Source organism: Frankia sp. CcI49, from assembly GCF_001983215.1.
Classification (GTDB): Bacteria; Actinomycetota; Actinomycetes; order Frankiales; family Frankiaceae; genus Parafrankia; species Parafrankia irregularis.
Genome location: NZ_MOWP01000015.1, coordinates 35882 through 53995, shown reverse-complemented (window position 1 = coordinate 53995; position 18114 = coordinate 35882). Strand labels below are relative to the sequence as shown.

General features: G+C 70.7%; 20 protein-coding genes and 2 pseudogenes. 7 read left to right on the top strand and 15 right to left on the bottom strand.

Annotated elements, in window-relative coordinates:
* Positions 1 to 88: 88 nt before the first annotated feature.
* On the top strand, positions 89 to 700 hold the full coding sequence (locus tag CcI49_RS13660) for a class I SAM-dependent methyltransferase (protein WP_054569511.1): 612 nt from the start codon (positions 89 to 91) through the stop codon (positions 698 to 700).
* Positions 701 to 992: 292 nt separating this feature from the next.
* On the opposite strand, the gene CcI49_RS13655 is transcribed toward CcI49_RS13660, so the two are convergent.
* From CcI49_RS13655 to CcI49_RS44130, 4 genes are all read right to left on the bottom strand, one after another.
* Entirely contained in the window at positions 993 to 2015 is a 1023-nt protein-coding gene (locus CcI49_RS13655) for a putative zinc-binding metallopeptidase (protein WP_076826948.1), read from the bottom strand.
* A 61-nt stretch (positions 2016 to 2076) separates the two neighbouring features.
* Positions 2077 to 2580: a hemerythrin domain-containing protein gene (locus CcI49_RS13650; RefSeq protein ID WP_054569513.1), complete on the bottom strand. Its 504-nt coding sequence runs from the start codon at positions 2578 to 2580 to the stop codon at positions 2077 to 2079.
* Between the two features lie 504 nt (positions 2581 to 3084).
* Positions 3085 to 4428, bottom strand: a complete 1344-nt coding sequence (locus CcI49_RS13645; protein ID WP_076827332.1) for a crosslink repair DNA glycosylase YcaQ family protein — start codon at positions 4426 to 4428, stop codon at positions 3085 to 3087.
* A 319-nt stretch (positions 4429 to 4747) separates the two neighbouring features.
* Positions 4748 to 4873: a hypothetical protein gene (locus CcI49_RS44130; RefSeq protein WP_277872720.1), complete on the bottom strand. Its 126-nt coding sequence runs from the start codon at positions 4871 to 4873 to the stop codon at positions 4748 to 4750.
* A gap of 373 nt (positions 4874 to 5246) precedes the next feature.
* Between CcI49_RS44130 and CcI49_RS13630 the strand changes: the two are divergent.
* Positions 5247 to 5648: pseudogene (locus tag CcI49_RS13630) on the top strand (methyltransferase type 11); the annotation flags it as partial.
* A gap of 77 nt (positions 5649 to 5725) precedes the next feature.
* On the top strand, positions 5726 to 6070 hold the full coding sequence (locus CcI49_RS13625; RefSeq protein WP_076826942.1) for a VOC family protein: 345 nt from the start codon (positions 5726 to 5728) through the stop codon (positions 6068 to 6070).
* Positions 6071 to 6197: 127 nt separating this feature from the next.
* Here CcI49_RS13625 and CcI49_RS13620 read toward each other — a convergent pair whose 3' ends face one another.
* A complete protein-coding gene (locus CcI49_RS13620) occupies positions 6198 to 6653 on the bottom strand; it encodes a nitroreductase family deazaflavin-dependent oxidoreductase (protein ID WP_076826939.1) in 456 nt (151 codons plus the stop codon).
* Entirely contained in the window at positions 6650 to 7402 is a 753-nt protein-coding gene (locus CcI49_RS13615; protein ID WP_076826937.1) for a class I SAM-dependent methyltransferase, read from the bottom strand. The genes CcI49_RS13620 and CcI49_RS13615 overlap by 4 nt, the downstream gene beginning before the upstream one ends.
* Before the next feature lie 18 nt (positions 7403 to 7420).
* Between CcI49_RS13615 and CcI49_RS13610 the strand changes: the two genes are divergently transcribed.
* Positions 7421 to 8122, top strand: coding sequence for a TetR/AcrR family transcriptional regulator (locus CcI49_RS13610; protein ID WP_076826935.1), 702 nt, complete (start codon positions 7421 to 7423; stop codon positions 8120 to 8122).
* A gap of 43 nt (positions 8123 to 8165) precedes the next feature.
* Here CcI49_RS13610 and CcI49_RS13605 read toward each other — a convergent pair whose 3' ends face one another.
* From CcI49_RS13605 to CcI49_RS13595, 3 genes are read right to left on the bottom strand one after another with little or no spacing between them, the layout of a single operon-like run.
* Positions 8166 to 8786, bottom strand: coding sequence for a dihydrofolate reductase family protein (locus CcI49_RS13605; protein WP_076826932.1), 621 nt, complete (start codon positions 8784 to 8786; stop codon positions 8166 to 8168).
* Entirely contained in the window at positions 8786 to 9292 is a 507-nt protein-coding gene (locus tag CcI49_RS13600; protein WP_076826930.1) for an SRPBCC family protein, read from the bottom strand. Before CcI49_RS13600 ends, CcI49_RS13605 begins: the two co-directional genes overlap by 1 nt.
* Positions 9293 to 9295: 3 nt before the next feature.
* Positions 9296 to 9637 (bottom strand): metalloregulator ArsR/SmtB family transcription factor, encoded by a 342-nt coding sequence (locus CcI49_RS13595; RefSeq protein WP_054569523.1) that lies wholly within the window; start codon positions 9635 to 9637, stop codon positions 9296 to 9298.
* Positions 9638 to 9905: 268 nt separating this feature from the next.
* Here CcI49_RS13595 and CcI49_RS13590 point away from each other — a divergent pair, with 268 nt between their 5' ends.
* Entirely contained in the window at positions 9906 to 10334 is a 429-nt protein-coding gene (locus CcI49_RS13590) for a hypothetical protein (RefSeq protein WP_054569524.1), read from the top strand.
* Between the two features lie 200 nt (positions 10335 to 10534).
* Here CcI49_RS13590 and CcI49_RS13585 read toward each other — a convergent pair whose 3' ends face one another.
* The 6 genes and pseudogenes from CcI49_RS13585 to CcI49_RS13560 all read right to left on the bottom strand — a co-directional run bounded on the left by CcI49_RS13585 (position 10535) and on the right by CcI49_RS13560 (position 16916).
* On the bottom strand, positions 10535 to 11986 hold the full coding sequence (locus CcI49_RS13585) for a lamin tail domain-containing protein (RefSeq protein WP_076826927.1): 1452 nt from the start codon (positions 11984 to 11986) through the stop codon (positions 10535 to 10537).
* Between the two features lie 343 nt (positions 11987 to 12329).
* Positions 12330 to 13493, bottom strand: a pseudogene (locus tag CcI49_RS13580) (acyl-CoA dehydrogenase family protein); the annotation flags it as partial.
* Positions 13472 to 14455, bottom strand: coding sequence for a branched-chain amino acid transaminase (locus CcI49_RS13575; RefSeq protein ID WP_083749491.1), 984 nt, complete (start codon positions 14453 to 14455; stop codon positions 13472 to 13474). The gene CcI49_RS13575 and the pseudogene CcI49_RS13580, both read right to left, overlap by 22 nt.
* Positions 14456 to 14473: 18 nt before the next feature.
* Positions 14474 to 16099, bottom strand: a complete 1626-nt coding sequence (locus tag CcI49_RS13570) for an AMP-binding protein (RefSeq protein ID WP_076826922.1) — start codon at positions 16097 to 16099, stop codon at positions 14474 to 14476.
* Positions 16096 to 16668, bottom strand: a complete 573-nt coding sequence (locus CcI49_RS13565; RefSeq protein WP_131831085.1) for a ferritin-like domain-containing protein — start codon at positions 16666 to 16668, stop codon at positions 16096 to 16098. The genes CcI49_RS13570 and CcI49_RS13565 overlap by 4 nt, the downstream gene beginning before the upstream one ends.
* Entirely contained in the window at positions 16668 to 16916 is a 249-nt protein-coding gene (locus tag CcI49_RS13560) for an acyl carrier protein (RefSeq protein WP_054569535.1), read from the bottom strand. Before CcI49_RS13560 ends, CcI49_RS13565 begins: the two co-directional genes overlap by 1 nt.
* A 164-nt stretch (positions 16917 to 17080) precedes the next feature.
* On the opposite strand from CcI49_RS13560, the gene CcI49_RS13555 reads away from it, so the two are divergent.
* Together CcI49_RS13555 and CcI49_RS13550 are read left to right on the top strand one after the other, a co-directional pair.
* On the top strand, positions 17081 to 17347 hold the full coding sequence (locus CcI49_RS13555; protein WP_083473665.1) for an acyl carrier protein: 267 nt from the start codon (positions 17081 to 17083) through the stop codon (positions 17345 to 17347).
* Positions 17344 to 18111 carry an alpha/beta fold hydrolase gene (locus tag CcI49_RS13550; RefSeq protein ID WP_198955523.1) on the top strand — a complete coding sequence of 256 codons (768 nt, stop codon included), beginning with the start codon at positions 17344 to 17346 and terminating at the stop codon, positions 18109 to 18111. Before CcI49_RS13555 ends, CcI49_RS13550 begins: the two co-directional genes overlap by 4 nt.
* The last annotated feature ends 3 nt before the right edge of the window (positions 18112 to 18114 follow it).

Sequence of the window (18114 nt, the reverse complement as noted above, 5' to 3'; positions counted from 1 at the left end):
GCTCACGAGCAGCCTTGCGCCGGCCCGCCGCCTGCTGTTACCACATGAGCACTGATCCGGCCGACGGCGATCCGGGTAAGGAGCGGGTGTGGGTTTCTACGAGGACCAGGTGCTGCCACGAATCATCGACGTGGTGCTCGGGCGAATGGTCGACCCGGCACGGGCCCGGGCGGCCGCCGGGCTGAGCGGGGAAGTACTGGAGATCGGCTTCGGCTCGGGGCGCAACCTGCCGCACCTGCCGGCGCAGGTCACCCGGCTGCTGGCGGTCGAGCCGGCGGCAACCGGCCAGCGGCTCGCGCGGCGGCGAATCGCCACGACGGCTGTACCGGTCGAGTTCGTCGGCCGGGACGGGCAGCGGCTGGACCTGGCCGACGCCTCGGTCGACCACGTGCTGGTCACCTGGACGCTGTGCACGATCCCCGACGTCGACCGGGCGCTGCGGGAGGTCCATCGCGTCCTGCGGCCCCAGGGGACACTGCATTTCACCGAGCACGGCCGGTCTCCGCGGGCGCGGGTCGCCCGCTGGCAGACACGGCTCACCCCGGCCTGGGGCCGGCTGTTCGGCGGCTGCCACCTCGACCGCCCCATCGACGAGCTCGTCACGAAGGCCGGGCTGACGTTGGAGAGCCTCGACAACTACCGGATCGGCCCGGAGATCATCGGCTTCGGCTACGAGGGCGTCGCGGTCCGACGCGACTGACCAGGCCGGTCATCTCTGTCCACCACCTCCGCCGGCGGCTGGCCACTGACCGACCCTGATGGAATCAATCGACCTACCTCGACGACGTGCACGGCCCGTTCCTCGGCCGACGGGCTCGCCGAACGCCGGCACATCTCGATCACCAACCGGCTCGACACCCTGGCCGGCGTCGCCGACCACAGCCCACTCGGGTGCGACAGCCTCACCGGCCTCTGTGACCGGATCCTCACCCGCGTCGCCAAACCAGCCAAACGGGAGGACGACCTCTGCCTCCTGGCCGTCCAGTGATCTCTCACGCCGTACTCCCGGCGTCACGCCCGGCGGTGACGAGCTCGTGCACGAGGCGCATCTTGTCCAGCGCAGGGGCCGGGAGGACGAACGGATAGAGGTCCGGGCGCCCCATCGACCTGTTGATCATATTGAGTGACCACGCGAGCGGTAGCCACAGGTCGACGATGCGGCCGAACCCGACCGCGCCGGGCAGCGGCGTCGTCAACGTGGCGGCGGCGGGAGCGAGTCCGAACGCGGCGGCGGTGTCGAGAGCGTCGCGAACATGCAGGTAGTGCGCGAAGGTCTCGGCCCAGTCCTCGGCCGGGTGCATGGTGGCGTATGCGGAGACGTAGGTCTGCCGCCAGTCGCGCGGAGGTCCTTCCTGATAGTGGCGGTTCAGGGCCGCCTGGTAGTCGGCGTCGGGATCGCCGAACAGCTCCACAAACCGGGCATGGCCGGCTCCGGTTTCGGCCAGCATCGTGAAGTAATAATGACCGACCTCATGCCGGAAGTGGCCGAGCAGAGTGCGATAGGGCTCGCCCATCGACACCCTCAGCTGCTCGCGGTGCACGTCGTCGCCCTCCGCCAGATCCAGGGTGATCACCCCGCCGGCATGGCCCGTGACGACGGGCTCATGGCTGCTGGAGAGCAGGTCGAAACACAGTCCGGTCTCAGGATCGACGTCCCGCCCGCGAATCGGCAGGCCCACCTCGATCAGCTCGAAGATCAGTCTCCGTTTGGCCGTTTCGGCCTCTGCGAAGGCCGGCAGCGCACGGAAATCGGCGTCCGCGGGGCGCGTGCGGGTGAGCGCGCACGACACACACAGCCCGGACGACCGCCCGACCGGAGCGAGCCAGTTACAGACGGCGATCTCGCGGTTCGCGCACCTGGAATCGCCGGAGCCCTCGGCACGCACCCCCTCCGGCGTCAGGACGGCGAACGAGCGCGTTTCGGGGTCGAAGCCGACGGTGCTCCGGCAGCCCAGGCACAGCGAGTTCTCGAACGTCAGCCGCTGCCCACAGCTGGGGCAGAGAAATTCACGCATCGAGGCCTTTCCTCCTCGGGTCCGCCCGGCGTCGGCGGCCGAACGCCACAGCCCCGGCCGGTCAGCTGTTCACCTCGATGTAGCGCGCGGCATCCCTGCTTTCCGTGTTCACCCCAGCCCCGGCCTGGTGCTCGGCGTAGAATCGCAGCCATCGCATCGCCAACTCGTGGCGCAACTCAGGCCCGGTGCTCTTGATGAAATCCGGGAACGCCTCGCGCTCCTCCTCGTCCAGATGCTCTCCGTTCTCCGTCCGGGCCCTGCCCACCGCCTCGAACCAGGCCCTGCTTCCGACGCCGTGCGAACGAGCGTCGGCGACAGCGGCGCGGATCTTGTTGTGGTCCTCGATCGCGTCCTCGGTCTCGTCCTCCGGCTCACCGGCCTCCCCCTTCTTCAGCAGAGCCGGGTAGAACACCGTCTCCTCCGCCTCGGCATGGGTGTCCAGACGGGTCGCCAGTACCTCCCACACCGCCTTCAGCTCGGCATTGCTGGTCGCATAGTCCAGATACAGAAAATGGCGCCGCAGCCAATCGTGATCGGCATAGATCAGATCCACGATGTCAGCCATTCATCTCGCCACCTCATATAGGTCGAGATCCTCGACTACCTTGAGATCATCGCTAACATCCGCGATCACGCCGCAAACGCCTCCGGGCTTGGCTGAACGGCTGATCCCGGACTCCTCAGACCTGTCTGCGCCCTCAGTAGCGCGGGTTACGGTCCGGGTGCTCGGTACGCCGACGACGACGCAACCGGGCTCGCCGTATGTCGCCCTTGAGACGTTCCAGAAGTTTCATGGTGATTCCTCTCCGATCGACGGTATGCCGGCTTCTGTCCCCTCTGATCGGCCACTCAACCCTCCCGACCGGCAACCGCCGATCCAGGCCGGAGCGGACGGCCCGCCGGCTGACAGCCGAGTCGCTGCCGATCTCGTGCGGGCTTTGGAGCGGCCCTTCTACGACCCGGCCTAGGTGCAGGGTGAGAGCGGCGTCGACAGCCGCGTGGTCAAGCTCGAGACCGCGGGTGAAGGAACGGGGTGGGCACGCAGCCAGGCCTCGACTGACCAAGCCGATCATCCACCTCGCGCGGCCGGAGACGCAGCCAAGGCGCGGCGCAGCGGGCCTGCGAGAGTGCCCCGTGCGGTCACCTCGACCGGGCCAAGTTCCAGCCAGGACGACACGCCGAGCAGCTCGGTGGCGAGCGCCTCGACCACCACCGCCGACGACGGCTGCCCGCCGGCCGGCGGCGCCGGGGCGCTCGCCACCACAGGGGCCGCCGCCGGCGCACCGGCGGCGAGTTCGGCTGGTTCGGTGGGATCATGTGCCCAGGCGGCGAGAACCCGCAGGACACCGGCGGCCCGGTCGGCTTTCAGGTCGACCCGGGCGACGAGCCGGTCACCCAGCAGGAACGGCAGCACGTAGTAGCCGTAGCGACGGCGCGGTGCCGGCGTGTAGACCTCGAGCTTCACCTCCATGCCGAACAGCCGCCTGGTCCGCGAACGCTCCCATATCAGCGAATCGAACGGTGACAGCAGTGCGGCGGCGTCGACTCGGCGCGGTATGACGAGCCCAGGGCGCAGGTAGGCCGGTGACGACCAGCCCTCCACCCGCACCGGCAGCAGGTCACCCGACTCGACAAGCTCGGCCAGCCGAGGCCGGGCCAACCTGGCCGGGAGCCGGAAGTAGTCGGCGAGGTCACCGGCGGTGGCCACGCCCAGCCGGTCCGCCGCGTGCAGCAGCAGAGCGCGGTGCGCCTGGGCCGGCTCCGGTGTGGGCACGGCGAGCACGTCGGCGGGCAGCACCCGCTCGGGCAGGTCGTAGACGCGCTCGAAGGTCGCCCGGCGCCCGGCCGCGCACACCTGCCCGGTCCAGAACAGGTACTCCAGCGCACGCTTGCCGTCCGTCCACCCCCACCAGGAGCCGCCGGCACGGCCTGGGCCGGGCAGCTCGGCCGCGGTGATCGGCCCACGTCGGGTCACCTCGGCGAGTGCCGCCGCGACGTAGTCGGCGCGTTCCCGCCCGAAGGCCGCGACGCCTCGCCACATCCCGACGCCTGCCAGGGCCGCCTCGGCTCGCCACCGCAGCAGCGGCTGCCAGGCGACCGGCACCACGGACGCCTCGTGCGCCCAGTACTCGAACGCGCGACGCTCCCGGTGGACGTAGTCGTCCAGGGCGGCCCGCGGATACGGCCCGAGGCGCGACCAGCCCGGCAGGTAGTGCGACCTGGCCAGCACGTTCACCGAATCGATCTGGAGCAGGCCGACGCGGTCCAGCAGCCCGGGCAGGTGGCGGCGCCCGGCCGACCCGGCGGGCCGGGGCCGCCCGAAGCCCTGGGCGGCAAGCGCGAGCCGGCGGGCCTGCGCGGCGCTGAGCTGTTCGGGCCTCACCCGGCGCGCCCGCGGACCCAACGGCACCATCGGACCCGCCACCTGGACTGGCAGCGGCTTTCGCGCCCCGGGCGGCGCCGCGGCCGGACCATCGCCCGATGCCGCTGGTGGCGGCACCGTGGGCATGGTGGGTTCGCCAATCGTGTCTCCGGCCGCCTCGCAAGCACCCCGAACAGTCACAGGCGCACCGTACGACCAGGCACCGACAGGACGCCGCCAACCGGGTGGTCCCGCAACCGGCCGACGCGCCCACCATCGCGCTTAGGACGTGCACGGCGCACGCCGCCATCCTGTGCGTCGCCGGCATGCAGATGATGGCCGACGCCACCCGCCGGCACCGGAAGCCGTGTCACAGATGGTCCAGCGTCTGCCGGATGACCATCCCGCACAGGCGCGCCCCGCCCGCGGCCCGCCTCCTGCGAGCGTCCGGCGCACCGGCGTCGCTCGCGGCGGCGGACAGTAAGGTTTCGACCACGCTCGCGGGCCCTCGCTAGTAGCGTGGCACCGATGTGATCCGCCGGRCTGCCTTGAAGGGACCGGATCGCGATGGACAGCGATCATGTCGGGTGACGCCGGCGACTCGTGGTCGGGGTTCTCCGACGCATGGCTCCTGGGGTTTCGCCGCATCTACGCCATCTTCCTTGTCCGCGGGAATCGCGACCCAGGCCGGACCGCCATCCGGAGTCCGTGGGCCATTCTCCGTTTGATGGTGTTGTCCTATGGCCCCGGGCTCCTCACTGTCGCGGTAGCGTCGACGGCGGTCGGGGGGACTTGGGGCCTGTCCGGCGATGATCTGCTACTCCTCGCATTACTCGGCACGGTGAACGGCGGCACACACCGCTGATCCTGAGCGGGTGCTGGCCGAGTTCCACCGGGTCCTGCGCCCGGGCGGGCGGCTCGTGATGTTCGAGTACTCACGGACTCCGGAGGAGCGGTTGACGCCTGCCGCGCGGGCTGCGTTCGACGCCGTGTGCGAGCTGGGCGCGATGCCGGCCTGGCACCGCCTCAACCTCGGCGACCTCGAAGATCTGCTCGAATCGGCGTCATTCAAGGTCGAGTCGGTGGATGACGTGACGGCCCGCATGCTGCCGATGCTGCGCATGTTCGCCCTCCTCGGCCGCGTCCCCTACGCCCTCGCGCGCCTGTTGGGCAAGACGGAGAAGGCCGTAAACGCAATGAGTGGCGTGGAAATGTGGAAGCATCAGGAGGCTTGGCACTACAACATCTACACGGCTACCAAGAAAGCATAATCCTGCGCAGGCCGAGTCGAGAGCGATTGCTGCTACCTCTCATCGTGAGGTGCGGGATCGCTCCTAGGCTGGCGTGCATGCACGCGCGTCTCGATCAGATCGTCGTGGACTGCCGCGACCCCAGCTCACTCGTACGATTCTGGGCCGGGCTGCTCGGCGGCGAGCCGGTCGACCGCGCCTTCGGCTGGTCACATGTCGAGCCACCCGGCTTCGTCCGCCTTGCCTTTCAGCCGGTCCCCGACGTGAAGCGCGCGAAGAACCGGCTGCACCTCGACATCGAGGTCGACGAGCTCGCCACCGCCGTCACGGAAGCAGTGCGCCAGGGCGCGGTCAGGATCGGCACGACCGTCACCACAGATCTGGGCGCCTACCAGGTCATGGCGGATCCAGAAGGCAACGAGTTCTGCCTGGTCTGCGACTGACTGGACTGACTGCGGCTGACTGCGGCTGACCAGTCGATGCTCCGGGCCTCTGAGGGGCCCGGAGGTCGCGGTATCCAGACGGCTGGTGTCGAGGCGTCCCCGGACCCCGTCCCCGGCTTGGCTTGGCTCAGATCCGTTCGAGTAGCACGATCGGGATGTCGCGATCCGTACTGCTCTGGTACCCGTCGTAGTCCGGCCAGAGCGCCGTCATCGTGGGCCACAGGCGGGCTTTCTCAGCGGGCTCCGCCACGCGTGCCTTCGCTGGGAACCGTTCCGCCCCGACCTGCAGCTCGACCTCCGGGTGGGCGAGCAGGTTCAGATACCACAGCGGATGCTCGGGAAAGCCGGCCTTCGACGCGACGATGACGTAGTCGTTCCCGTCCCGGCCGTAGATCAGGGGTGTGCGGCGCAGCTTGCCGCTGCGACGGCCCCGCGTCGTCAACAGCAGCGTCGGGGCTCCCTGGGTGAGCGAGCCGTCGATGCCGTGCCAGAGGTGCCCGTCGGCACCGTCGCTGTCGAGATAGCGGCGGGTGTGATCAGCAATCCAGTCCATCGGGCTGTCGCTGGGAGTCGTCTCGGTCATGCGATCTCCAGACGAGTTGGCGGCGCCGCCATCGCGGCGACGGCTCCGGTACCGCTGATCCTCGCATCCGCTGTCGGGACGCGGTGTGGCGTCACCGCGATGCCTCGGGCTCGCCCGCCGGCGTATCTCCGGTCGCTCACGGTACGCAGCATGCTCCGTTCCAGCGCCCCGTCCAGCCCGCCGGTCAGCATGTCGTGGGCGACCGGAGGCTCGATGCGGCGCACGACGGTGCGCCACACCGCCGCCGCGGGTCCGGACGTCGGGAGCCCCCATTCGAGGATCCCGATCAGGCCGTCGGCTGCCAGCCTCTCCCGGGCGCTTGTCAGAACCCGCGCCCGGGACTCGGCGTCGAGTTCGTGCAGCACGAACGCCAGCACGATCCGGTCGAACGGCCCCGCCGGCAGGGCGTCCGCGGCGAGAAGGTCCGCCGTGGCGAAGGCGGCGCCGGACGCACGCCGCCGGGCCCGCGCGAGCATCGGCTCGGCGGCGTCGATCGCGGTCACCGCGGCACCTCGGGCGACCAGGTGACGGGTGACGAGCCCGGACCCACAGCCGAGTTCGAGCACACGCATGCCGCCGCTCATCCCGATGTCGTCGACGAACCGGCGTCGTAGACCGCGCGACCCGCCGGGCAGCCACAGGAGGCCGTTGAGGACGTCGTACCCGACGGCGACGACCCGGGAGCTGTAGGAGGACGCCGTTGCGGGCGCGGGTGCGGACGTCGTTCCGGAGGTTCCAGAGGAAGGCATGAAGCTAGAATGTGATTAATGCTCACATCTGACAACTCGCATTCGGCCTCGCACGCGGAGGCGCGAAAACGCCCCGCGCAGGAACGTTCGCGCCGCACCGTCGAGGCCATTCTGGAAGCCGCTGCTCAGCTTCTGGCCACAAAGGGCTACCGGGCGACGACGACAAACCACGTCGCCGAGCGAGCCGGCGTCTCCATCGGCTCGCTGTACCAGTACTTCCCGAACAAGGACGCACTGGTCGCCGCGCTGGTCGAAGAGCACCTCGCCGCGGCGGGCGAGATGATTCGAGAAGCGTGCCGCGCCTGGCGCCGAGACCGCCCGGGGCCGGCCGAGTTCGCCGCGTCCTTCGCCCGGCTGCTGGTCGAGGTGAACGACGCGCCCGTGCACCGCGTCACCTACAACAACGCGCCGCCGCTGCCCCGCACGCAGGAAATGACCGAGGCCCTGGTCGCCGAGCTTGCCGACGAAGTGGCGATCCACCTCCGGCGCTGGAAAACGCCCGGCCCGCCGGAACTGCGCGCCAGGACCCTCGTGATCGCCGTACTCGCCGTCATTCACGAACTGGTCATCCAGACTCCCCCGGGGCCGGCGAGAACGGCGGCGCAACAGCAGGCGGCCGAACTCGCCCGCGGCTTCATCACCCCGGCTCCCGCGGGCAGCCGGCACGCGCCAGACCCAACGGTCGATGCGGCGCGGCGAAACGAGCACGACGTCCAATAGCAACGCTGCGGGCCTCGGCGGGAGGGCGATGGGGTCGGGGCAGTCACCGCTCCCGGACTGCGTACGTCAGGTGCGTCACCCGCGGGGAGGTCTCCGCGCGAACCGGCTCCAGGGCGACGCGGGCCGCATCCACGCCCTCGAACAGGCGGATGCCGGAACCGAACAGCACGGGTGAGAGCGCGATCGTGAACTCGTCGACCAGGCCGGCGTTCACATACTCCAGGATCGCCGCGCCGCCGCCCGCGATGCGGACATCCCGGTCGCCGGCGGCCTCGCGGGCCTGGTCGAGCGCGGCCCTGATGCCGTCGTCGACGAAGTGGAAGGTGGTCCCACCCAGCCGCTCCCAGGGGTCACGCCGCTCGTGCGTCAGGACGAAGACCGGCGTGTGGAACGGCGCCTCCTCCGGCCACGCGTGCTCGCCGGCATCGAACATGCGCCTGCCCATGACGCTCGCGCCGGTGCGCTCGAACGTCTCCCGCGCGATGTCGTTGTCGCGGCCCTCCTCACCACCGTCGCCGAGCTTCAGGTTCTCCCGGAAGAACCGCAGTGGGAAGGCCCACTGCTGCAGTTCCATCCACTGCTGCCCCATCAGCTCCTCGGTGGACCCGGGCGCGATGAACCCGTCCAGCGACATCGAAACGCTGAAGAACACCTTCCCGGTCATCAGCGCTCCGTTCCCTGCCGAAGGATCTCGGTGACGTACGCAGCCAGGTTGCCCAGGGTCTGCTGGCCGCCCTCGATCGCGTGGTACTTCTCGACCGCCTCGTCGCGCAGCTCCTTGGTGGGGAACACCGTGCGCATCTCGATCCGGGTCGCCGCACCGGCGGGCTCGAACGTCAGAACCGACTCGAAGGCGTTCGGGTCGCCGCGCCGCTCACCGTGCAGCAGCGCGATCCGCTCCGGCGGGGCGATCTCGGTCCAGGAGATCCACTCCTGGTAGTCCGTCCCGTCCGGGCCGTGCATCACGAAGTCCCACTCCGCGCCGACGCGGAACTCGAACGCCCGCGTGGTCGTGGTGAACCCCTCCGGCCCCCACCACCGCGACAGGTGCCGCACCTCGGTGAACGCCTCGAACACAAGCTCCCGTGGGGCGTCGATGACCCGGGAGATGACGATCTCGCGGTCGGCTGTCGCGGACCGCGCCGGCACTCCTCGTCCCGTCGTGCTCATCAGCTACTCCTCCTGCCTTGCCTGCTTGAGGTCCTGCACGTATTCGTCCAGCCGGTCGAAGCTCTCGTTCCAGAACCGCTCGAACCCGCCGATCCACTCGTGGACCGGCCGCAGCCCGCGGGCGTCGAGGCCGTACAGGCGCTGCTTGCCCACCCTGCGGTCCCGCACCAGCCCGACCTCCCGGAGCACCCTCAGGTGCTTGGACGCTCCCGGTTGGGTCATCCCCAGTTCCTGGGCCACCTCCGTCACCGGCCGCTCACCCGCCCGCAGCAGCACCAGGATCTGCCGGCGCTGCGGCTCGGCGATCGCGTTGAAGACGTCCGACGTCGTCGCTGCTCGCGCCACGGTCGACATCATATTCCCATATCGGCATGCGTCAACCCGGGGCACGGTGTGCCGCGGGTGCCGCCCGTGGTGCTTTGCGTGCGTCGGGCGCCCGGACCGTTCATGCTTGATGCGGATCGTGATGATCCGATGTCATGCGCGCGACCTCGACCCCACGAGGCAGGAGGCGGTTCCGGGGCCGCCTCGGGCGAGGTCGGACGGACGTATGGCCTGTTTCCGCAGCTCCCGGTCCCTGCACGCGCAGGATCTCCGCAGGAGGGGAAAAGTCATGCGTCCACGTGCTGCCGTCGTCGTCGCAGCCCTGTTCTTCGCGCTGTCGTCCGTCGTGCTCACATCTCCCGCGCACGCGTCGGGAACCTGTTCGGGGGCTGCCAGCCTCCCCGGCTGGTCGGTCACCGTCTCCAAGAACCCGCGGTCGTGGTCCGGGAATCCCGTCCTGGACGCCGGCATCCAGGTACAGGTGCTGCAGAACACGACCAGCGGGACGAAGATGGTCCGTTTCCGGAACATCTCCACCGTCCCCCGGTCACCGGTGAACGGTTTCGCCTACGCCACGCCAAGTGGATACGAGTACGGGCAGACGAGCACGATCGTGGCCGGCCCCGACGGGGGATGGTGTTCCGACGAGGCGCCGGCGAACACCACCATCTACGGGTTTCTCGGGTACGGGAACCTGTTCACCTCCGTCAGCGGCTGACCCGCAGGGTCGGTGAACGACGCCGTCCGCTCCCCGTGCCCGGCGGGCGGACGGCGTCCGGTTGCCTGCCAGGTCTGGAAGATCTGACCGAGGACGGGGCCGATCGAGCGGAACCATGAAGAGGGGCCTCGACAACGTTGTCGAGGCCCCTCGCAGTCCCGCTAAGCGATCATTTCGAGGTCACGCCGGAGAATCCGGGCTCAGTACACCGTTCCGTCGGCGCGCTGGCCGGGTGAGCTGGACAGCGAGCTGATGGTGTTGTGCTTGACCCAGGCGCCGGTCGCCGAGCCGTCAGGGCTTCGGTTGAGGGACACACCGTCGGAGTTCACCTGGCTCGAGGTGTAGCTCAGCGACTGGACTGTCGTTCCGGCCGAATCCCGCAGGATCACCTGGTCACCGCTGTTGGACAGGTTGAGGCCGCCGGTGCTGGCCGCCACCGCCACGATCCCGCCGGGGATCGCGGAGCTCGCGCCGAACACGGTGATCGCCTTGCCGGGCTGCAGCGTCGTACCGGCGGCGAACGTGTGCCGCAGTGCCGACGAGTCCCGGACGGTCCAGCCGGCGATGCTGATCGCCGTGCCACCGGTGTTCACGAGCTCGACGGCCTCGCCGGCGGTGTCGCTGCCCGGTTCGTTGGCCAGCACCTCGTTGATGATGACGTCGGCGGGTGTGCCACCACCGCCGCCACCGTCACCGCCGATGACGTAGTTGTAGCGAGCCAGCACCGGGTAGTGGTCGCTGGTCGTCGTCGCGTAGTTCGAGACATAGGCCTGGGGCTGGAAGGCCTTCGCCGAGCCGGCGACGTACTTCGCCTGCACCTCGTTGGTGTTGAGCTGGTGGTCGATGAAGTCCGAGTAGCTCGCCGTCGACGCCACGCCCGCCAGCGAAAGGGCCCGCGTCGGGAACGTGTAGCGCGCCGTGTCGTTCACGAAGTTGGCGTAGGGCGAAGCGTTCCCGGAGGTGATGGAGGTGTCGACGTCGTCGTTCCAGTCACCGATGACGAAGACGTTCTGGGTGGGGTAGGTCGTGTCGAGGTAGGACTTGAGAGCCTGCGACGCGGGGTTGCGCAGGTTCCACGCGTCCTGGGTGGACCCGGCCTTCGCGTGCAGGACGATGAAGACGAGGTCACGGGTGACACCGTCGAACGTGCCGCGCAATGTGAACTCCACCGGCGGGCGGCCGGCGAAGTTGCTGTTCTGGCTGGTCAGGATGACCTTCGCGCTCACCAGGGTGGCAATGCTGGAGCGCCAGACCAGGGCGACCTTCTGCTCGGTGTTGCTGAAGTCCGAGTAGTACTGCGCGCCGTTCGTCACGATCGGGTCGTTGGCCACGACCCCGGTGTACCCGGGCATGCCGGCCACGAGTGTGTTGAACGCCGAGGTGCTGACGACCTCGGAGAGGCCCCACACATCCATGTCGGCGCCCGCCATGACGTCGCGGACGTTCTGCTGTTGAAGCGCCTCGTTGGTCGGGCCGTAGCCCGTCGCACCGAACCATTCGACGTTCCAGTTGCCGACGTCGAGCAGTGTCGCCGATCCCTGCGACGGAATCGTGGCTGCATTCGCCGCGGGGGCGGTGGTGAGCGTGGTGAGCGTTGCCATCGTCGCGGCGGCGGCCAGGGTCCCCACGAGCGCGCGGAGCCGGAGTTTCATCGAAAAGAAACCCTTCGAGTTGGCGTGCGGGACCGGCCCGCGACCCTGCTGTTGGCGGGTTGGGGGAAGTGTCCCGACCCGCCCTCGGGGGCACATCGCGCATGCTGCAACGTTCAGCCATGTGTGGGTGAACATTCGCCTGCCGGACCCTGGCCACCATCAATGGCAACCTGTTCTGGGCGTTCGCCTACAACGTCGCGGCGCTCCCCCTCGCCGCCGCGGGCCTGCTCGGCCCGTCCTGGGCATACCGGCGGTCCAGGTTCGGCAGGTCGGCCGAGGCGGCGCGGTCCAGCGCCGACTCGGCGTCCGGGTCCGGCCGGTCGAGCACGCCCGCGACGGCGTCCGCGAGCACTTCGTCAGTGCCACCGCCGATGCGCGCGATGCGAGTGTCGCGCAGCAGCTTCTCCAGCGGGTACGCACTGGTGTTGCCACGAGCACCGAACACCTGCATGCACATGTCGACGATCTCGCTGACCGCCTTGCCGGACGTCAGCTTCAGGGCGGCGATCTCGTGCCCCGGCATGCGTCCCTGGGTCACGGCGATCTCGACCAGGGCGGCCAGGCGGCTCTGCAGGTTCCAGAGCTCGGCGCGGCCGTGCGCCAGCCGGTGCCGGATCACCTGCTTGTCCATCATCCGGACACCGCCCAGCTTTCGCCGCCGGGCGTAGGCGGACGCCAGGTTCAGCGCCGTCTCCGCCGCGCTGTGYAGTTGCGCGCAGATCGCGAGCCGCTCGAACTGCAGCACGTGCGACGCGTACAGCAGCCCCATGCCGGGGCTGCCGAGCAGGGCGCTGGGCGGCAGCTCGACGTTGAAGCTGATCTGGCCGACGTCGCAGGCCTGCACGCCGGCGGTGTCGAAGAAACCGTCGACGCTCACCCCGGGCAGGTCCAGCGGCAGCACGAACAGGCTGAGGTCGTCGGCGTCCGCCGAGTCCGAGGCCCGGGCGGTCACGATCGCGTGGGAGGCGCTGCCGACGTTGGAGACGTAGCGCTTGGTCCCGGTGAGCCGCCAGCCGTCCGGCAGCCGGCTCGCGACGGTGAGCCGGTCGGAGAGGCTCGAACCGCCGTGGGCCTCGGTGGCCGCGAAGCAGCCGATCGCCCGGCCGTCGAACGCCGCCTCCAGCAGCGATCTCTGCTCGTCGGTGCGCGCGTGGCGGTGCAGCGCGCCGATGAACGCCTCGCTGTGCGCCATCGCGGCCAGCGCGAGTCCGCTGTCGCAGCGGAACAGCTCCTGCGACAGCACGATGAGATGCGCCAGCCCGCCGGTGGCACCGCCGTCCCACCGCCGCCGGAACAGGCCGGCGTCGGCGAGTTCGACGATCGCCGAGGCCGGCACATGCCGGTCGAGCACCCATCGCTCGGCGCCGTCGACGCTCCGCGTGCCCGCGGCGCGGACCAGTTCCCGGAACTCGGCTTCCTGGAACTCCGCTTCCTGGAACTCTGCGAGGTCCTGCGCCGCCGACGGCGTCCGCAGGTCCGGGCGGCTCAATGCAGGTACTCCCGCCACTGGGGGTGGGCCTCGGTAGCGCCCGCCGTGACCGCGGTCACCAGGTCTGCGACGGTGCGGGTGACCGGGCCCGGCGCGCCGCCGGTCAGCACGCGGTCGTCCACGGAGGAGACGGCGACCACGCCGGCGGCGGTGCCGGTGAGGAAGCACTCGTCGGCCAGGTACAGGTCGGAGCGCACCAGCGGACGCTCGGCGACCGGGATCCCCCGCTCCGCGGCCAGCTTCAGGACCGTGTCGCGGGTGATGCCGGGCAGGCCGCCGCTCCAGACCGGGGGTGTGACCAGTTCGCCGTCGGCGACGACGAACACGTTGTGCGCCCAGCCGTCCGCGACGAAGCCCGCCTCATTGAGGAGGATCGCCTCGCCGTAGCCGGCCTGGACCGCGGCCCGCTGCGCCAGGAACGCGTTGAGGTACTGGCCGCTGGCCTTGGCGGCCGGCGGCAGGGTGTTGGCGCCGTAGCGCTGGAAGGCGCTGATCTGGGCCCGCACGCCGCCCTCCTTCGGCGGCCCGACCAGCGGGCCCGCCGCGCTCGCGGTCACCGAGCAGCGCAACGGTGCCTGGAGCGGGTTCGGTCCGGCGCCCAGGAACACCAGCGGCCGGAGATAACAGTCGGTGAGCCCGTTGCGCAGCACCACCTGGCGACAGGCCTCGGCCAGTTCCCCGGCGGTGTGCGGCAGCGCGACACCGTAGACCGCGGCCGACCGGGCCAGGCGGCGCAGGTGGTCACCGAGCCGGAAGAAGGCCGGGCCGTCGGGCGTGTCATGGCAGYGGATCCCCTCGAAGAAGCCGATGCCGTAGTGCAGGGCGAGCGTGGTGACGTGGACGGTCGCGTCGGACCAGTCCACCAGCTCCCCGTCCAGCCAGGCGAACTTCGGCGGCGCGGGGACATCCGGGGCTGAGGCGTCCGGGGCTGAGTCGTCCGGGATGGAGGCGTCCGGGATGGAGGTCGGCGTGGGTGTCATGTCTGAAGGTCCTTCCGGTCAGTGCACCGCGGTCAGCAGCCGCCGCTTCAGGCCGCCCTCGGCGTGCAGCTCCCGGCACTCGGCCCGCTGCACCTTCCCGGACGTGGTGCGCGGAATGGTGCCGGGCCGCACCAGCAGCACGGTCTTCAGGCGGACGCCGAGCGTCGAGCTCACCGCCGAGCGCACCTGCGCGCCCAGGACGGCGACCTCCTCCGGCGAGCGCCTTGGCCGCACCGGGACCTCGACCATGAGACCGAAGTCCTGGTCGGCGTCCTTGAGGCGGAACGCCGCGCAGGCCTTGACACCGTCGGCCTGCGCGTCCAGCACGATCATCTCGATGTCCTCGGCGAACACGTTCCGGCCCGCCACCGCGACCACCTCGTTACGCCGGCCGAGCACGTAGAGCTCGCCGTCGTGGACGAAGCCGTCGTCGCCGGTGTCGAACCAGCCGTCGCTCGGCGCCGGCCGGAAGCCGTCGACCGTGTGGTAGCCCTCGTACACCCAGGAGCCGCCGAGCTCGACCGGACCACCCGGCGGCCCGTCGGGGGCTTCCAGGACGACGCCGGGCAGCGGGCGGCCGACGCAGACGCGTCCGCCGGGTCCCTGGATCGGGCCGCGGCCCAGCCGCGCGGTGGTGGTTCCGACGACGCCCTCGGCCAGGCCGTAGCTGGGCATGATCGCACCCCAGGAGAAGCCGAGCGGCCCGACTGCCTCGTGGAAGGCGGTCAGGGTCTGCCAGTTCACCCGCTCGCCGCCGCTGAGCGAGACCCGCACCCTGGAAAGGTCGAGCCCCTCCTCGTACGGCACCGCGGCGGCCATCCGGTAGGCGAAGTTGGGCGCGGCGGTGACGGTGCCGCCGAGCCGGCCGAGCGTCGTCAGCCAGCGCGCCGGTCCGGTGGCGAACCGGGTCGGCGGCATCAGCACCAGGTCGGTACGGGTCGCCAGCGCGGTCATGAACATCGCCAGCAGGCCCATGTCGTGGTAAAGCGGCAGCCAGGAGACGACGCGGTCGGTCTCCGGGTCGAACCCCAGGCTCGCGGCGACCGCGGCCAGGTGCCCGGCCAGCGTTCGGCTCTCCACGGCCACGCCCTTGGGCGCCGAGACACTGCCGGAGGTGAACTGGATCAGGGCCGTGCCGTCGATGGCCACGTCGGACCCCGGCAGCGCCGTCAGGTCCGCGCACAGCCGGCTCCGGGACAGACTCGCCAGTCCGAGACCGTCGATCGGGTTCGCCTGGTCGTCGTCGTGGCCCGCGACCACCAGCTCGCAGCCGGTGGCGCGCAGGAGGTCGCCGAAGTGCCGGGCGTACCAGGGCACCGCGCGCCGCGACGCCGGCGGCACCGACACCACCGCGGCGCCGGCCGCCCAGACACCCATGGCGGTCAGCACCGACTCGAGGTCGTTGCTGATCGTCATGGCGACGCGGGATCCCGGCCGCACACCGTGCGAGCGCAGCCGGACGGCCACGGCCGCCGCCAGGCCGGCCAGTTCGTCGTAGGAGTAGCGGCGGTCGTCACCGCCATCCAGGAAGGTGATGCCGCGGGTGGCGACGCCGAACGGCCGTACGGCCTCGGCCAGGCTCAGCCCGCCGGCCGGCAGTGCCGGGCCGGTGAGCCGGACCCGGCTTGGCGGGGCGGCGTTCACACCGCGGCTCCGGCGGTCAGCGGGGTGACGGCGTCGCCCTCGAGGGCCAGCTCGGCGACGGCCCTGGCGTCGGCGTCCTGGGCCCGGTCGATGACGGACTGAACCGACGGGTCGAGGCGGCCGCGGCGCTCAAGCTCCTCGCGAATGTAGGCGACGTGCCAGGTCTCGTCCTTGRGGATGGCGCGCAGCGTCCTGCGGATGTTCGGCGGGACGTCCTTCAGGTCCAGATGGCTCTCGTACTGCTCGACGCCGCGGCTCTCCGACACCCACGTCAGCGCCAACAGGTCGGTGAGCGTGCGCGGGATGCCGAAATGCAGGCCGAGCCGGGTCTGGTAGGGCTCCTCGACATCGAAGATCTCGCCGTCGATGTCACGCAGCGCCTTGGTCCACAGCCAGGCGTGCACCGCCTCGTCGCGCAGGTGGCGACTCAGATCGGTGCTCAGCGCCAGGTCGTCGGCGAGCCGGCTCATGCGCATGATGGCACCGGCACCGTGGATCTCCGCGGCGCGGTACTGGTTCAGCACCCAGACCGGTTCCAGCTCCTCGAAACGGCGTCCCGGCGTGGTCATCATGAACCCGCTCCCGCCGCGACGAGATGCCTGGCGATGCCGGCCACGGTGCTCAGGTCCGCCATCGAACAGACCTCCACCTCGCGGCCGGTCTCCTTGTGCACCGCCGCGAGGATCTCGGCGGCGTCCAGCGAGTCGAATCCCAGGGTGTCGGCCAGATCCGCGTCCGGCGGCACCTGCGATGCCTCGACCTTGCGGAACCTGCAGATCAGAGTCGTGACCAGCGCGACGGCCTCGTCCTCGCCCATCGATCTCCTCCCTTTCCCACGGTCCGTGGCGCCGTTCGGCGCGAGCGCAACGTCTCCCGGCGGGCTATGCGGCTCCTATCCTTCGGCGGCCGCCGAGCCCGATAACGCGGCGATAGGGCCGCCGCCCACAGTCGTCGTGCCGGATCGGGCCCCGAGGGAGAGGGATGAGCTCAGTGACGACGATGGGATTCCGGGACGTGTACGAGGAAGCAGTGATCGACGCGTTCGTCCGGTCGCTCGCGGACTCCGGGGCCGTCGTGACGCCGGCCAGCGACTTCTTCCTGCTCGGAGGCACCTCGGTCCTCGGCGCGCAGCTGGTCGCGTCGCTCCGGCAGGCGCTGCCGGTGAAGGTCACCATCAGGGACCTGTTCCGGGCGCGGAGCGCCGGCGCTCTGGCTGACGTTCTGCGGGCCCGGGCGGTGCAGCCGTGAGCATCCCGGCGCGCAGCGGCGCCGCGCCGAAGGCCGGGTCCGCCGGCGCGGTGCCGGTGATCTGCCTGCCGCACGCGGGCGCCGGGGCCAGCTTCTTCTGGCCGTGGCAGCACCGCTGCCCGGACCTGGACCTGGTACCGGTGCAGCTGCCCGGCCGGGAGGAGCGGATCGACGAGGAGCCGCCCACCGACCTGCGCGCGGCCGTCGACACCGTCGTCGCCGATCTCGTGCGCGGTGTGCTGGGCCGTTGTACCCAGGTCGCGCTGTTCGGCCACAGCCTGGGCGCCGTCCTCGCCTATGAGGTGGCCCGGCGGATCGAGGCCCGCGCGGGCGGCCGCGTCACGCGGCTGTTCGTCAGCGGCTCGCCCGCGCCGGACGCCATGCGCGAGCGGCACGCGACCGGTCTGAGCGACGACGACTTCCTGGCCCGGGTCGAGGAGTTCGCCGGATTCCGCCACGAGGCGTTCGACATCCCGGAACTGCGCGAGATGCTGCTGCCGACCATCCGGGCCGACGTGGAGCTGCACGAGTCCTACGTCCCGCTGCCCGGGCCGCGCCTGCGGGCGCCGATCACCTGCCTGCGCGGCCACGACGACGCGCTGGTGGCAGCCGCCGACACCGCCGGCTGGTGGGAGGCCTCGGAGAGCGGCTGTGAGACGGTCGAGCTGCCCGGCGGCCACATGTATCTGGCGGACGACCCGTCCGCGCTGCTGCGGATCATGGGCGAGCGGCTGGCCGAGCCGACCGGGGCGGTGGCGCGGTGAACT

Excerpts from the sequence above, each read along its gene's own strand:
- CcI49_RS13620 (WP_076826939.1), bottom strand. The coding sequence starts at position 6,653 with ATGACCGAGACGACTCCCAGCGACAGCCCGATGGACTGGATTGCTGAT.
- CcI49_RS13600 (WP_076826930.1), bottom strand. The coding sequence starts at position 9,292 with ATGAGCACGACGGGACGAGGAGTGCCGGCGCGGTCCGCGACAGCCGAC.
- CcI49_RS13615 (WP_076826937.1), bottom strand. The coding sequence starts at position 7,402 with ATGCCTTCCTCTGGAACCTCCGGAACGACGTCCGCACCCGCGCCCGCA.
- CcI49_RS13605 (WP_076826932.1), bottom strand. The coding sequence starts at position 8,786 with ATGACCGGGAAGGTGTTCTTCAGCGTTTCGATGTCGCTGGACGGGTTC.
- CcI49_RS13560 (WP_054569535.1), bottom strand. The coding sequence starts at position 16,916 with ATGGGCGAGGACGAGGCCGTCGCGCTGGTCACGACTCTGATCTGCAGG.
- CcI49_RS13645 (WP_076827332.1), bottom strand. The coding sequence starts at position 4,428 with ATGGTGCCGTTGGGTCCGCGGGCGCGCCGGGTGAGGCCCGAACAGCTC.
- CcI49_RS13585 (WP_076826927.1), bottom strand. The coding sequence starts at position 11,986 with ATGAAACTCCGGCTCCGCGCGCTCGTGGGGACCCTGGCCGCCGCCGCG.
- CcI49_RS13655 (WP_076826948.1), bottom strand. The coding sequence starts at position 2,015 with ATGCGTGAATTTCTCTGCCCCAGCTGTGGGCAGCGGCTGACGTTCGAG.
- CcI49_RS13610 (WP_076826935.1), top strand. The coding sequence starts at position 7,421 with ATGCTCACATCTGACAACTCGCATTCGGCCTCGCACGCGGAGGCGCGA.
- CcI49_RS13650 (WP_054569513.1), bottom strand. The coding sequence starts at position 2,580 with ATGGCTGACATCGTGGATCTGATCTATGCCGATCACGATTGGCTGCGG.
- CcI49_RS13555 (WP_083473665.1), top strand. The coding sequence starts at position 17,081 with ATGAGCTCAGTGACGACGATGGGATTCCGGGACGTGTACGAGGAAGCA.
- CcI49_RS13590 (WP_054569524.1), top strand. The coding sequence starts at position 9,906 with ATGCGTCCACGTGCTGCCGTCGTCGTCGCAGCCCTGTTCTTCGCGCTG.
- CcI49_RS13625 (WP_076826942.1), top strand. The coding sequence starts at position 5,726 with ATGCACGCGCGTCTCGATCAGATCGTCGTGGACTGCCGCGACCCCAGC.